At 71.2% G+C, this 13,269-nt stretch carries 14 protein-coding genes; 5 read left to right on the top strand and 9 right to left on the bottom strand.

Annotated features, from left to right (window positions below):
* Positions 1-150 precede the first annotated feature (150 nt).
* Positions 151-2,124: a family 10 glycosylhydrolase gene (locus OUY22_RS02980; protein WP_270153140.1), complete on the top strand. Its 1,974-nt coding sequence runs from the start codon at positions 151-153 to the stop codon at positions 2,122-2,124.
* On the opposite strand, the gene OUY22_RS02975 is transcribed toward OUY22_RS02980, so the two are convergent.
* From OUY22_RS02975 to OUY22_RS02950, 6 genes are read right to left on the bottom strand one after another with little or no spacing between them, the layout of a single operon-like run.
* Complete coding sequence (locus tag OUY22_RS02975; protein WP_270153139.1) at positions 2,111-2,707, bottom strand: AAA family ATPase; 597 nt, start codon at positions 2,705-2,707, stop codon at positions 2,111-2,113. The genes OUY22_RS02980 and OUY22_RS02975 overlap by 14 nt on opposite strands.
* Positions 2,708-2,745: 38 nt before the next feature.
* Positions 2,746-4,116 carry a sulfatase-like hydrolase/transferase gene (locus tag OUY22_RS02970; RefSeq protein ID WP_270153138.1) on the bottom strand — a complete coding sequence of 457 codons (1,371 nt, stop codon included), beginning with the start codon at positions 4,114-4,116 and terminating at the stop codon, positions 2,746-2,748.
* A gap of 10 nt (positions 4,117-4,126) precedes the next feature.
* Complete coding sequence (locus OUY22_RS02965) at positions 4,127-4,933, bottom strand: carbohydrate ABC transporter permease (RefSeq protein WP_270153137.1); 807 nt, start codon at positions 4,931-4,933, stop codon at positions 4,127-4,129.
* On the bottom strand, positions 4,933-5,814 hold the full coding sequence (locus OUY22_RS02960) for a carbohydrate ABC transporter permease (RefSeq protein WP_270153136.1): 882 nt from the start codon (positions 5,812-5,814) through the stop codon (positions 4,933-4,935). The genes OUY22_RS02965 and OUY22_RS02960 overlap by 1 nt, the downstream gene beginning before the upstream one ends.
* The gene (locus OUY22_RS02955; protein ID WP_270153135.1) at positions 5,811-7,076 is read right to left on the bottom strand and encodes a sugar ABC transporter substrate-binding protein; all 1,266 of its coding nucleotides are present in this window, start codon (positions 7,074-7,076) and stop codon (positions 5,811-5,813) included. The genes OUY22_RS02960 and OUY22_RS02955 overlap by 4 nt, the downstream gene beginning before the upstream one ends.
* Before the next feature lie 17 nt (positions 7,077-7,093).
* Positions 7,094-8,095 carry a LacI family DNA-binding transcriptional regulator gene (locus tag OUY22_RS02950; RefSeq protein WP_270153134.1) on the bottom strand — a complete coding sequence of 334 codons (1,002 nt, stop codon included), beginning with the start codon at positions 8,093-8,095 and terminating at the stop codon, positions 7,094-7,096.
* A 208-nt stretch (positions 8,096-8,303) separates the two neighbouring features.
* Here OUY22_RS02950 and OUY22_RS02945 point away from each other — a divergent pair, with 208 nt between their 5' ends.
* Positions 8,304-8,843, top strand: a complete 540-nt coding sequence (locus tag OUY22_RS02945; RefSeq protein WP_270153133.1) for a DinB family protein — start codon at positions 8,304-8,306, stop codon at positions 8,841-8,843.
* 10 nt (positions 8,844-8,853) lie between these two features.
* On the opposite strand, the gene OUY22_RS02940 is transcribed toward OUY22_RS02945, so the two are convergent.
* From OUY22_RS02940 to OUY22_RS02930, 3 genes are read right to left on the bottom strand one after another with little or no spacing between them, the layout of a single operon-like run.
* Positions 8,854-11,085 carry an ADP-ribosyltransferase gene (locus OUY22_RS02940; protein WP_270153132.1) on the bottom strand — a complete coding sequence of 744 codons (2,232 nt, stop codon included), beginning with the start codon at positions 11,083-11,085 and terminating at the stop codon, positions 8,854-8,856.
* A gap of 6 nt (positions 11,086-11,091) precedes the next feature.
* Positions 11,092-11,400, bottom strand: a complete 309-nt coding sequence (locus tag OUY22_RS02935; protein WP_270153131.1) for a hypothetical protein — start codon at positions 11,398-11,400, stop codon at positions 11,092-11,094.
* Complete coding sequence (locus tag OUY22_RS02930) at positions 11,393-11,791, bottom strand: YbaB/EbfC family nucleoid-associated protein (RefSeq protein WP_270153130.1); 399 nt, start codon at positions 11,789-11,791, stop codon at positions 11,393-11,395. The genes OUY22_RS02935 and OUY22_RS02930 overlap by 8 nt, the downstream gene beginning before the upstream one ends.
* A 207-nt stretch (positions 11,792-11,998) precedes the next feature.
* Here OUY22_RS02930 and OUY22_RS02925 point away from each other — a divergent pair, with 207 nt between their 5' ends.
* The 3 genes from OUY22_RS02925 to OUY22_RS02915 are packed head-to-tail and all read left to right on the top strand — an operon-like array spanning position 11,999 to position 13,255.
* Positions 11,999-12,451, top strand: coding sequence for an SRPBCC domain-containing protein (locus OUY22_RS02925; RefSeq protein WP_270153129.1), 453 nt, complete (start codon positions 11,999-12,001; stop codon positions 12,449-12,451).
* Complete coding sequence (locus OUY22_RS02920) at positions 12,448-12,801, top strand: ArsR/SmtB family transcription factor (protein ID WP_270153128.1); 354 nt, start codon at positions 12,448-12,450, stop codon at positions 12,799-12,801. The genes OUY22_RS02925 and OUY22_RS02920 overlap by 4 nt, the downstream gene beginning before the upstream one ends.
* On the top strand, positions 12,770-13,255 hold the full coding sequence (locus OUY22_RS02915) for an SRPBCC family protein (RefSeq protein ID WP_270153127.1): 486 nt from the start codon (positions 12,770-12,772) through the stop codon (positions 13,253-13,255). Before OUY22_RS02920 ends, OUY22_RS02915 begins: the two co-directional genes overlap by 32 nt.
* Positions 13,256-13,269: the final 14 nt, after the last annotated feature.

The raw sequence follows: 13,269 nt of genomic DNA, 5'->3' as shown, positions 1-13,269 counted from the left end.
GCGAGTTTCATGACAGATGTCGATAATTGACATTACTGGGCTATTCAAGGAAACTTTCCGCCCGCGCGTCGGAGGTCGTCGCAAGTTGGGCCCCTGCCAATGATCTGAAAACTATTGCGGTCTGGTCACGATGCACTGAAACTTCTCTTCGTGACCTCGCTCCTGCGCCTCGCTCTGGTAGCACTCACCGCCGCGCTCGGCACCCTCGTCGTGCCCGCCGCCGCCCCCGCGGCCGTCGCGAACACCACCGCCACCACCGCCGCCTGCACGACCGACCCCGCCACCCCCAAGCGCCAGCTCCGGGCCATGTGGATCTCCAGCGTCGCCAACATCGACTGGCCCAGCCGCACGGGCCTGAGCGTCTCGGCGCAGCAGGCCGAGTTCCGCGCCTGGCTGGACCTGGCCGTCCAGCGGCGCATGAACGCCGTCGTCGTCCAGGTGCGGCCCACGGCCGACACGTTCTGGCCGTCCTCGCTCGAACCGTGGTCGCAGTGGCTGACCGGCACCCAGGGCGCCAACCCGGGCTACGACCCGCTCGCGTTCATGGTCGCCGAGGCGCACCAGCGCGACCTGGAGCTGCACGCCTGGTTCAACCCGTACCGGGTGGCCAACCACGCCGACCCCGACCGGCTGGTCGCCTCGCACCCCGCCCGCCGCAACCCCTCCTGGCGCTTCGCCTACGACGGCAAGCTCTACTACAACCCCGGCCTGCCGCAGGTGCGCGACTTCATCGAAGACGTGATCATGGACGCGGTCACCAGGTACGACCTCGACGGCGTCCATCTCGACGACTACTTCTACCCGTATCCGGCCAGCGGCCAGACCATCCCCGACTCGGCCGCGTACGCCCAGTACGGCGGCGGGTTCGCCAGCGTCCACGACTGGCGGCGGGAGAACGTCAATCTGCTGGTGCGCGAGCTCGACCAGCGCATCCACGCGGCCAAGCCGCACGTGTCGTTCGGCATCAGCCCGTTCGGCATCTGGCGCAACGCCTCCACCGACCCGCTCGGCTCGCGCACCTCGGGCCTGCAGTCGTACGACGCCATCTACGCCGACACCCGCAAGTGGGTGAAGGAAGGCTGGGTCGACTACATCGCGCCGCAGCTCTACTGGCACATCGGCTACTCCGTCGCCGACTACCAGGTGCTCATCGCCTGGTGGTCCGAGGTCGTCAGGAACACCGGCGTGCGGCTCCTGGCCGGCCAGGCCGCCTACCGGGCCGGGGTGAGCAGCCACGGCGCCGACTGGCAGGACCCGAACGAGCTCAGCGACCACCTGCATCTCAACCGGCAGCACCCCGAGGTGGCCGGCGACATCTTCTTCAGTGCCAAGGACGTCAGGGCCAACCGGATCAACTCCTTCTCCATCCTGGCCGGCGCGCACTACACCAGGCCCGCGCTGCACCCCGCGCGCGGCTCGGCCGCCGCCCCCGCCGCGCCCTCGATCACCTCCGCGACGCGGGGCGCCGGCGGCGTGTCGCTCGCCTGGACCGGCAACGGCGCCGCCTACGCCGTCTACCGGGTGACCGGCACGCCCTCGGCCGCCGACCCGTGCGCGTTCGCCGACGCCCGCAACCTGCTCGGCACCACCCGGCAGAAGACGTTCACCGACGCCACGGCCGCCGCCGGCACCGCCTACACCTACTACGTGACCGCGCTCGCCCGCACCCACCAGGAGAGCGCCCCCAGCGCGGGCCGGGCCGTGACCGGCTCCGGAGGCGGGTTCAGCGTCATCGTGGACAACGCCGACGCCGGGTTCACCGCCGGGACGAGCTGGGGCACCTCCGCGTACTCGGCCGAGCGGCACGGCGCCGACTACCGGTTCGCCGAGCCGGTGGCCGCCAGCGACCCGGCCTGGTTCCGGGCGAGCATCCCGAGCGCGGGCACGTACCGGATCGAGGTCTGGTATCCGGGCAACGCCGGCTACAACAGCGCCACCCCGCACCTCGTCGCCGCCTCCGGCGGCAACCGGACCGTCACCGTGGACCAGCGCACCGGCGGCGCCTGGCGCGACCTCGGCGCCTTCTCGCTGAACGCGGGCACGTACAACGTGGTCGGGGTGAGCCGCTGGACCACCACGACCGGTTACGTGGTCGCCGACGCGGTCCGCATCACCCGAATCTGATGCCCGGCAGCCGCCTGGCGGCCTCCCGGTCCAGCACCAGGGCCGAGGCCGCCGGAGCGGGGTCGCCGGACAGGACCCGGGCCAGCAGCGCCGCGCAGTGGCGGCGGTGACGGTCGAAGGTGCGCCGGGGGACGACCCGTCCCCGGGCGCGCTGGCCCGCCATCGCCGCGTCGGCGGGCACGTCCAGGATCACCAGATGGAAGCTCGCGCCCGCGCGGCGGGCCAGCCGGGCGAAGCCGCGCAGCACCAGCGGGCCGCAGCCCCGGTTGTGCGCGACCACCGACTCGCCGCGCCGGAGCGCGGCCCGGACGCGCCGGACGTGGGTGACGAACACGGTGGCCGTGCGGATCGGCTTCGGCGCCCGGGCCAGCGGAGCCGCCCAGCGCAGGCGGGACTGCATCGAGTCGACGACCGTCGCGCCGTCCACCCGGACCGGGGCGGTCTCGGCGCCGGTCAGCGGGTAGAGGCGGCCCAGCAGCGTCGACTTGCCCGCCCCCGGCAGCCCGGTGATGATCACCAGGGATCGCGCCGGGTAGCACAGGGGCTCGGCCGCTCTGCTCGCGGCGGGCACCGGGACGGTCAAGGCTCACATCCTCCGAGGCTGTCGGGAGGAGTATAGGACTACGACCGGCTCGGGCGCTGATGACCGAACCGCACCGGCTCCAGGCCGCCCAGCCTGACGGTCGGGTCGGCCAGCACCCTCTCCCGCGAGTCGTTCTCGGCCGCCGGCTCGATCACCGGCTCCGCCTCGCCCGCCGCCACCATCCGGCGGACGAGGCGCTCGCGCAGCTCGGCGGCCTCCTTGAGATGGGAGCGCAGCCCGGCCAGGTTCACCAGCTCGTGCGGGTCGCTGGCCAGGTCGTACAGGGCCTGCTCGCGGTAGCGGGGGGCGGCCGGGTCGTTCCAGCCGTCGGCGTCCTCGGCGACCGCGTAGTACTTCCACCGGCCGGTGCGGACGCCGCGGCCCACCTCCGACTCGCTCACCTGGAAGAACACCTCCTCCGGCCAGTCGGCGCGGGCGTCGCGCAGCAGCGACAGGAACGAGCGGCCCTGCATCTCCTCCGGCACCGGCAGCCCGGCCGCCTCCAGCAGCGTGGGCGGCAGGTCGATGGTCGACACCGGCCGGGCGACCACGCCGCCGCCGTCGAAGGCCGGGCCGCGCAGCGCCAGCGGCACCCGCAGCGAGGCGTCGTGGCAGGACCGCTTGTACTCGTCGTTGCGGGTCTTGAAGTGGCTGCCGTGGTCGGAGGTGTAGGCCACGATCGTGTCGTCCAGCAGTTCCATGCTGCGCAGCGCGTCCAGCAGCCGGCCCAGTCCCTCGTCCAGCCGCTTGATCTGGCCGAGATAGCCGCCCAGGTGCCGGTGCGCGGTGCCGCCGAGCGCCGCCAGGTCCGGCGGCAGCCAGGTCCCCTGGTAGCGCTCCTCGTAGCCGTCGGGCGCCGGGTAGTCGTCCACCTCGTTCTGGTGGTGCGGCTCGATGAAGGACAGGAACAGGAAGAACGGCTCGTCGTGGTGGTCGGCGACGAAGCGGACGGCCGCGTCCACCAGCGCGTCGGAGCGGTAGCCCGGCAGGAACACCGGCTCGCCCGCGTCGTCGTAGGTGATCGTCCGGTAGGCGTCGGAGGTGAACTCCAGGACGTTCGACGCCAGCCAGCTCCGGTAGCCGCCGCGCTCCCCGGCGGGCACCGGGTCGGCGCTGCCCAGGTGCCACTTGCCGATGTAGCCGGTGGCGTAGCCGGCCGCGCCGAAGTGGTGGGCCAGCGTCCGCTCCTCGGGCGGCAGCACGACGCCGTTGCGGTAGACCTCGGTCGTGGTCGGGTAGCGCCCGGTCTGCAGCGCCGACCGGGCCGGCGCGCACACCGGCTGCGGGGTCAGCGCCACCGCCGCCTGCGTGCCGTGCCTGGCCATGCGGTCCAGGTTCGGCGTGAAGGCCGGGCCGACGGTGTCCCACCGCTGCTGGTCGGTGAGGACGACGATCACGTTCGGGCGCACTCGATGACTCCTAACGAAGGCCGGTCAGCGTGATACCACGCACGAAGTAGCGCTGGCTGACGATGAACAGCACGGCGGTGGGGACGAACAGGATCACCGAGCCCGCCGCCGTGAGATGCCAGAGCGTGAAGTACTCCTGGTTGAACAGCGTGAGCCCGACGGGGATCGTCCGCATCTCCGGCGTGGTGGTCGCCACCAGCGGCCAGAGGAACTCGTTCCACTGGAAGACGAAGGTGAACAGCCCCAGCACGGCCAGCGCCGGCCGGGTCTGCGGCAGGATGATCCGCCGGTAGATCGTGAACTCCGACGCGCCGTCGATCCGGGCCGCGTTGATCAGGTCGTCCGGGATCGGCTGGATGAACTGCCGCATGAGGAAGATGCCGAACGCGTCCATGAGGAACGGGGTGATCAACCCCTGGTACGTGTTGATCCACCCCAGGTGCGCCATGAGCACGTACAGGGGGATCATCCGGACGAAGAACGGCACCATGAGAGTGGCCAGCAGCGCCACGAACAGCGTGTTGCGCAGCGGGAAGTCGAACTTGGCGAACACGTACCCGACCAGCGGGTCGAACAGCAGGTGGGCCACCGTGATCGCGCCCGCCACGACGAAGCTGTTGACGATGAAGTCGCCGAACGGCGCCCGCGCGAACAGCTCGGCGTAGTTGCCCCACTGCGGGCTCTCCGGCACGATCACCGCCTCGGCGGCGAGCGTCTCCGCCTCCGTCTGCAGCGACAGCGAGAGCATGTAGAGCAGCGGCAGCACCATCACCAGCGAGGCGAGGGTGAGCATCAGGTAGATCAGCGCGCGCCGCATCAGTGACGCACCTCCCCGCGCCGCCCGGCCCGCAGCTGGATCAGCGTGAAGGCGACGATCACCACCAGCAGCAGCACCGACTGCGCCGAGGCGTAGCCGAAGTCGCGGGTGCGGAAGGCCACGTTGAAGATGTGGAACACCGACAGGTCGGTGGCGTCGCCTGGACCGCCGTTGGTGATGATGTACGCCTGCCCGAACGCCTGCAGCCCCGAGATCACCGCCATCACCGACACGAACAGCGTCGTCGGGGCCAGCAGCGGCAGCGTGATCCGCCAGAACCGCTGCCAGGCGTCCGCCCCGTCGATCCTCGCGGCCTCGTGGTACGTCTCGGGGATGCCCTGCAGCCCCGCCAGGAACAGCACCATCGTGTAGCCCGCGCTCTGCCAGAGCGTGATCGCGGCGATGGTGAGCAGCGGGTGCGTGTTGAGCCACTGCTGCTCGGGCAGCCCGAACGAGGACAGCGTCCGGTTGAGCACGCCCAGCTCCGGGTCGAGGATGTTGCGCCAGAGCAGGCCGACGATCGCCACCGACGTCAGGTACGGCACGAGCAGCATCACCCGGAACGCCACCCGGCCCTTGAGCGGCTGGTCCAGCGCCAGCGCCAGGCCCAGCCCGAGCACGATCGACCCCGCCACCACCGCCGCCGCGAACGCCACCGTCACCAGGAACGAGTGGCGCACCGCCGGGTCGGCCAGGGCCTGGGCGTAGTTGCCCAGGCCGGTGAACTCGTCGGCCTGCGGACCCGTCATCAGGCTCGTGGAGACGACGTTGCCGATCGGCAGGTAGAAGAACGCGGCGAAGAACAGGATCGCGGGCAGCAGGAACAGGTAGGCGGTCCTGGCGTACCTGTCCGACAGGGTGCGCGGCCGGAGGAGGCTCACGCCAGGAAGCCCTTGGCGGCGTCGGCCATGGCCTGGATCGCCTCCTCGGCCGGCCGGTTCTGGATCACCACCGACTGGTACATCTTCTTCATCTCCTCCTCGAACCTGCCGGACTGGCCGGTCAGCCGGATCTCCTCACTGGCGTCCTGGGCGTAACCGAGCGCTTCGGCGAAGGGCTTGATCAGCGGGTCGTCCGCCACCTCGGGCAGCTCCGCCCAGGAGACGCGCGGCATGAGCATGCCGACCTCCTCGGTGGCGGCCCGCTCGACCTCCAGCGCGGTAATGCGCTTGATGAAGTCCCACGACAGGTCGGGCCTGGCGGCCTTGGCCGGCACGAACAGGCTGGTGCCGGCCGCGTTGGTGGCCTGACCGTCCTTCTTGAGCGGGGCGGCCAGGCCGAGCTCGATGTCGGGGCTCGTCTCCCGGATCGGCCCGATGTCCCACGGCCCCGTGATGATCATCGCGGCGCGCTTGGCGGAGAACAGCTTCTGCGGCCCCGAGTAGTCGGTGCCCGACACCGGCACCGGCGCCACCTTGTGCTTGTGGACCAGGTCCGCCTGGAAACGCATCGCCTCGATCGCCTTGTCGCGCGGCGTCAGCACCTCCTTGGTGGCGGGGTCGTAATGCCGGACGCCGTTCTGCAGCAGCCACGGGTTGGCGTAGGAGTAGTCCTGGTTGAGCGCGATGCCGTACACGTCACCCTTGGTGAGCTTCTTGGCCGCCTCCAGCAGCTCCTCCCACGTGGTCGGCGGCCGCACGCCGGCCGCGTCGAGCATCCCCTTGTTGTAGAAGAGCAGCGTGCACGTCAGGTGGAGCTGCACCCCGTACACCTGGTTCTGGTACGAGTTGCGCCCGACGGTGACCGGCTGCCAGTCGGCGGGGAAGCCCATGGCGGCGCCGTCGCGGTCGACGTACTCCTGCAGCGAGCGGGCGTTGCCGGAGAGGGCGAACTCCTGCACCCAGCCGCCCGGCTCCTCGACCACGTCCGGCACGACCCCGGAGGCGAAGTCGGCCAGCAGCCGGGTGCGCAGGTCGGGCCACTGGTACTTCTGCAGGTTGACCTTGACCTGGTTGGCCTGCTCGAACTCGGCGATCACCTTGCGGTAGGCCTGGTAGTCGTGGCCGGCGTTCCAGTAGGCGGTGAACGTGCCGGGCTCGGCGGTCCGCGCGGGCGGGGCGCCCGCGCACGCGGACAGGACGGGCACGGCCGCGGCGGCGGACGCGAGGCGGAGCAGGTCCCGGCGGGAAAGGTGGGGAGACATCTGCGTCGGTTTCCCTTCTAGGAGGAGCCCCTCCGCACGAACGTCCACGGGCGGACGATCTCGCGGGCGGGCGGTGGCTCCTCGGCCTGGAGCCGGTCGAAGAGCAGGCGGACGACGTCGGTGTAGTCGTGCCGGATGGGGCCAACGGTGCTGAGCTGGGGGTTGGTGATGAGGCCTTCGTCGATGTTGCCGACGCCGACCACCGCGACGTCGGCGGGGACGCGCAGCCCGGCGTCCCTGACCGCCCAGATCGTGCTGATCGCGGCCCGGTCGCTGGCGGCGAAGACGGCGTCGGGAGGGTCGGGGGAGCGCAGCAGACCGGTGACCGCCTGGTGGGCGCTCACCCGGTCGTCGGCGCCCGACACCACGGTCCGCTGTTCGATCCCGTGGCGGTCGAGCGCCGTGTGGTAGCCGAGGAGCCGGCCGATCGGCCGGTCGCGGTAGAGCTCGTAGCGCTGGGCCAGGAACGCGATCCGCCGCCGCCCCTGGGCGATCAGGTGCTCCACCGCCTCGGCCGACACCTCCGTCTCCGGAGCCCGTACGACGTCGCAGCCGGGCGGCACGGGACCGTTGCCGATCACGACGGTCGGCAGCCGGGCGGACACGATCTGCGCGAGCAGCTCCTCGGTGAGGTGGTCGCCGACGTTGTTGACGAGCACCGCGTCGGCGATGCCGCCGCGCAGCACGTCGACCGCTGCCACGGCGCGGGCCTCGGAGTAGACGGCCAGCGTGACGACGGAGTATCCGTGCCCGTCGGCCATCTCGTGCAGGTCGCGGGCCAGCCGCTCGTCGGTCGGCACCCCGCCGAACGAGCCCTGGACCAGGCAGACCCGCTGCGTCCTGCGCCGGCGCAGGCTCCTGGCCGCCTGATTGGGGGTGTAGCCGAGCCGGGCCGCGGCGTCGAGGACGCGCTGCCTGGTCTCGGCGCCGACGCGCCGGTCCCGCCCGCTGAGGACGTACGAGACGGTGGCGGTCGACACCCCGGCCAGCTCGGCTACCTGCTTGGCGGTGGGTCGCATGTTATACGTATAACGTAGTATTCCCTATATGTAAAGTAGGTTTGGTTGGCATGCCTTATGAGGCAAGATTCCCGCTTGGCGGGAAACCTCGCCTGCATGTGCTGATCCCATAGTTAATCGTTTAACATCCATCGCCCTGTCAGGGAAGGGAGTCCGGCCGAGAACCGGCTCCGATGCGCCGGAGGACCAGGCCCTAGACTCACCGATCATGACTCAAACGGACGATCAAGGCCGGCCTGAGCCCCCTCTCGACGGCGACGAGGCCGGCACCCTCCTCGGTTTCCTCGAATTCCTGCGGGCCACCTTCGTGTGGAAGTGTTCAGGGCTGGACGCGGCCGCCCTGAACACCACCGTGGCCGCCTCGTCGATGACCCTCGGCGGAATGATCAAGCATCTGGCGTACGTGGAGGACCACTGGTTCTCCGTCTGCCTGCACGGCCAGAGCCAGCAGCCGCCCTGGGACACGGTCGACTGGAAGGCCGACTCCGACTGGGACTGGCACTCGGCGGCCGACGACACCCCCGAGCGGCTCTGGCAGCTCTGGCACGACACGGTGGCCCGCTCCCGCACCCTGGTCGACAAGGCGCTGGCCCACGGCGACGCGGGTCAGCTGGCCCTCGGCAGAGGGCCCGGCGGCGCCCCGACCACCCTGCGCTGGATCCTGTGCCACATGATCGAGGAGTACGCCCGCCACAACGGCCACGCCGACCTCATCCGCGAGTCGATCGACGGCCTCACCGGCGAGTGACCCCCCTCGCTCAGCCGCCGGAGTCCTCGGGCGGCAGCACCCACCCGTAGACGTGCCACCTGCCGTCCTTGCGCAGCACGTCCTCCACATACCAGGACAGGCCGCTGCCCAGCAGCAGCTCCTGCCCGGAGGAGCCGCTGAGCAGGGGCAGGTAGAAGGCGGGGGTGCCGGCGGGCACGCGCAGGCACAGCATGACGGCGTGCCCGCCCACGGCCCGGTCGCCGATGGTCGTGGGAAGGAACGCCGGGTCCCGCTGCACGGTTCCCGGCAGGTGCTCGACGGGCACGGTGAAGGGGCGCGAGCGGAAGTGCAGCCTGCGGAACACGTCGATGCTCTCCGGCACCGGCCGCCGGCGCAGAACCTCGTCCAGCGCCTGGATCCTGGCCCTGAGGCGTGAGGCCCGAGGCGCGGGGAGCGAGACGGAGCCGGGACGACCGGGGTCGGCCCGGCGCAGGTAGCGGTTGATGCCGCGGTGTCCGCTGCCGGCGTAGCCGCGCACCGCCGCCAGCTCAGCCGGTGACAGCTCCGCCACGACGGGGGACCAGACCGCCTCCCCGAAGGACGGGCTGACGGTGCGGGCGCCGAAGGGCGCGTCCAGGGGGACGTGCGGGGCGGCCGCGACGTAGAAGGAACCCGACGCCGTGCGGTGGACGGTCCGCGAGAGAGACGGGTCCGGCCCGTGCGGGACGAGCCCGGAGCGGACAGGGCCCGACCGGTGCGCGGGGGTCGCCGTGAGGCCCCGCTCCCCGTGGAACAGGGCGAGCACGTCGGGCAGGGCCTCGGCCAGGACGGGATGGAGACGGCCCCGGTTCGCCAGCCGGTCGAGCTCGTCGAGGGTGAACCACCTGGCGTCGCGGATCTCGGACGAGTCGAGCCTCGGCGTGAACAGCGGCCCTTCGGCGGCCAGGTGGGTGTACGTCCAGCCGGTTCCGTACGGCTGGACCGGGTGGCTGCCGCGGAGCCGGAGCTCGTCGAGACGGCTCTGGTCCACCCCGAGCGTCCCGCTCAGCTCGCGGGCGGCCGCGTTCACGGGCTGCTCGCGGCTGTGGAGCGCCCCGCCCGGCAACCGCCACGTCCCCGCGTCGGAGGCGGCCTCGGCCTGCTGGACGAGCAGGTGGCGGGCCACGCCGTCGACGCTCCTGATCAGCACGCCCGCGGCGCCGTACCTGCCCTGGGCTCCGATCACATGGCCGTCACCCGGCAGGCCGGGGTTGCCGAGGACCCGGAACGGGCCGGGCGGCCGGCCTGCGGGCTGGGCATGGCCCGCCGGCCGGGGGGCGTTGAGCAGGGCGTCGATGGAACCCGGCCCGGGCGACGTCCGCGGCCTGACCGGGGTGGCGTCCTCGGCGTCGGGCCACGGGACGGCCGCGGCGTAGCCGCGCGGGAGTGACGGCCGGCCAGGTGCGGCGGAGCCGCGCCGGGTGGGCGCCGGGGCGGGAGCTCCCGGCGTCAGCCAGAAGGGGACGGCCGGGTAGGGGCCGCCGGGGTGCTGCGGCAGGCCCGGCGAACCGTCGTCTGTCGCGGGGTCCCGGTCGGGCGGGTCCCCGCCGGTCGGCGTGATCAGGTCGGTGGCCCCGCCGACCGGTCCCGGCCTGCCCACGGGGCCCTCGGGCGGCATCAGGCCGTTGAACGCGGTCAGGAACTCGCCCAGCAGGTCTCCCGTACCGCCCGCCCTCATGATCTGCTCCCAGTCGAGCTCCTCACGCGCGGCCTCCTGCGCGGCCGGGTCCGGGCCGGCCGTGGGGCCGTCGAAGAGGGCGATGTCGGTCAGCAGGCGCTTGCGGAGCTGGGCGATGGCCAGGCGGGTGACCTGCACCCGGGAGTCCGTCAGGGAGAGGGAGAGCGGCCCCCAGGGTCCGGTGGTGGCCAGGAGCCAGGCGAGCTGGGAGATCATGAACCAGACGGAGACCTCGATCATCCGTTTGGTGTTCTGGACCTGGACGCCGAGGTCGTTGTACTGCAGCGCGGCCGTGACGAGGCGCTCGACGAGGGTTCTCAGCGCCGGGTCGGATACGTCTTGGACGTGTTGGAGGAACTGTTCGAGCGCGTCGCCGTTCCAGTCGTCGCCCGGCCGGGTGTGGACGGTGATGCCCTGGTCGTTCAGGATGGTGCGGGCGGTGGCTGCGCAGGCGTCGGCGAGGCGGAAACAGTCGTTCTCATCTGATTCCGGCCAGTCCATGTCGATGGTGTAGTCGACGTACGGTTTGGCCCAGTCGGGGACGAGGGATCCGTCGAATCCCACCGGAGTTCACCCGCCCCGCAGGTGCTCGGCGTTCTCGTAGTTCTTCACGTTCTCCCGCAGCCCGTCGCGTAGCTGCTCGACCTCCCGTATGCAGGAGGTGAACGCGTCGCGGAGGCCCTGCTGCCTCTTGTGATGGCCTCCGTGGAGCGCGGCGCCGTACTGGTCGTCCCCGAGAGGATTGCCCACCTCGTCGAAGACCCTCATCAGGTCCCGCTGCACCTCCCGCAGGCGCTCGGCCTCGGAGTCGGCCCGCGCGGCCCGTGCCCGCAGGTCCTGGAAGACGGCGTGGTAGCCCTCGAAGCTGATGTCACCCACGGGTGTCCAGTCCCGGCAGCTGCAACGGCTGGGGCAGGAACGACTCGAAGCCGGCCCCCTCGCCGAAGAGGTCATCCAAAGGGAGGTCGTCCGGCATGAAGGGCTTCATGAGCTCCTTCGTACGGTCGGTGACCTGGCGGCCGGCGGCGCCGATCTGGTGCAGGATCGCCTGGGCGAGTTCTGACGGGGAGAGCTTGCGGTACACGCGGGGGTCCAGCTTGATGGACATCACCTGGCCGCGCGCCCCCACGGTCACCCGCACCATGCCGTCCCGGGACTCGGCGGTGGCCGTCAGCTCCGACAGCTGTCCGTAGGCCTTGCGTAACCCGGCGGTTCGCTGGTTGTACTCCTTGGCTAACGCCTCGACGGTGAGCCGGAACTCCTCACTCACGTGGCATCCCTCTCGTCCGGAAACGCGCAATGTCACTGTCGTAACAGGACTTTATCGGGACGCGTGCCTTTGCATGATCACAGAAGTGAATCAGTCAGGAGGGCGGGGAATCCCGCGGCGTCAACGACATGTGCAACCTTTGGTTGCGAACGGGCGATCGATAGGTTAGCGTAACGTGCAACCGAAAGTTGCGCATGGAGGATCGTCATGGAGCACGGCAGCATCGAACGCGAGATCCACGTCGACGCCTCACCCGAGGTGGTCTACGAGGTCGTCAGCCGTCCCGAGCACCTCTCGCGGTGGTGGACCGACGACGCCGACTTCGAGCCCGTTCCCGGCGCCGTCGGCGAGCTCGTCTGGGGCGACAGGGCCGACGTCTCCCCGATCGCCGTCGTGCGGGCCGAGCCGCCCCGGCTGTTCTCGTTCCGCTGGTGTCATTCCGGTGGGAAGGCGGACGACTCCGCCGACTCCCTGCTGGTCACCTTCGAGCTCATCCCGTCAGCCGGCGGCACCAGGATCCGGCTGGTCGAGACCGGGTTCAGGGAGATGGGCTGGGAGGCGGCCAAGCTGGCGCAGGGCTACCAGGAGCACACCGCGGGCTGGGACACCTACATCCCCCGGCTGGGGGAGTACGTCGCGCGGCTGGTGGCGGCCTCATGAGCACCGCCGTCGACGACGATCTGTGGTCCGCGATCGGCGACCCGACCCGTCGGCGGATGCTCGATCTGCTCCTCGCGGAGGGGGGCGGCACCGCCACGAGCCTCAGCGCCCGGCTGCCCGTGACGCGGCAGGCCGTCGCCAAGCATCTCGGCGTGCTCGACCGCGCCGGCCTGGTGCGCGCGTCGCCCATCGGACGGGAGAGGCGCTACCGCGTGGACGAGGCGCAGCTGGCCCGCGCGGTCGCCCAGTTGTCCTCGGTGGGGGCGGCGTGGGACGCCAGGCTGCGGCGCATCAAGGCGATCGCCGAGGCGATCCAGCGTGACCAGGACCGGCACGATCATCGACAGTGAGGAGATCACCATGGTGGACATCCTGCACAGGGTGGGCATCACCGCACCGGTGGCCGAGGTCTACGCGGCCCTGACCACCGTCGAAGGACTCGCCGGCTGGTGGACGGCCGACACCCAGGGCTCGGGCGGCGACGTGGGCGGCGTGCTCCGGTTCCGGTTCGGCGCGGGCGGGTTCGACATGAAGGTCCTCGACCTCGACCCGGGCAGGCGCGTGCTGTGGGAGGTGGCCGACGGGCCTCCGGAGTGGCTCGGCACCCACGTGAGCTGGGACCTCGCCCAGGCCGGCGACTACACCGTGGTGCTCTTCAAGCACGCGGGCTGGAAGGAGCCGGTGGAGTTCATGCACCACTGCGGCACCAAGTGGGCGCTCTTCCTGATGAGCCTCAAGGCGCTGATCGAGACCGGCAAGGGCGCGCCCGACCCGCATGACGTCAAGATCGACAACTGGAACTGACGTACGGGCTGCGC

The sequence above is a fragment of the Nonomuraea corallina genome, from assembly GCF_027620315.1.
GTDB classification, from domain to species: Bacteria; Actinomycetota; Actinomycetes; order Streptosporangiales; family Streptosporangiaceae; genus Nonomuraea; species Nonomuraea corallina.
This window is presented reverse-complemented; position numbering and strand designations above follow the sequence as displayed.

Bases quoted from the DNA above. Each gene is read 5' to 3' on its own strand.
- OUY22_RS02965 (WP_270153137.1), bottom strand. From the start codon at position 4,933: ATGCGGCGCGCGCTGATCTACCTGATGCTCACCCTCGCCTCGCTGGTG.
- OUY22_RS02955 (WP_270153135.1), bottom strand. From the start codon at position 7,076: ATGTCTCCCCACCTTTCCCGCCGGGACCTGCTCCGCCTCGCGTCCGCC.
- OUY22_RS02950 (WP_270153134.1), bottom strand. From the start codon at position 8,095: ATGCGACCCACCGCCAAGCAGGTAGCCGAGCTGGCCGGGGTGTCGACC.
- OUY22_RS02945 (WP_270153133.1), top strand. From the start codon at position 8,304: ATGACTCAAACGGACGATCAAGGCCGGCCTGAGCCCCCTCTCGACGGC.
- OUY22_RS02925 (WP_270153129.1), top strand. From the start codon at position 11,999: ATGGAGCACGGCAGCATCGAACGCGAGATCCACGTCGACGCCTCACCC.
- OUY22_RS02920 (WP_270153128.1), top strand. From the start codon at position 12,448: ATGAGCACCGCCGTCGACGACGATCTGTGGTCCGCGATCGGCGACCCG.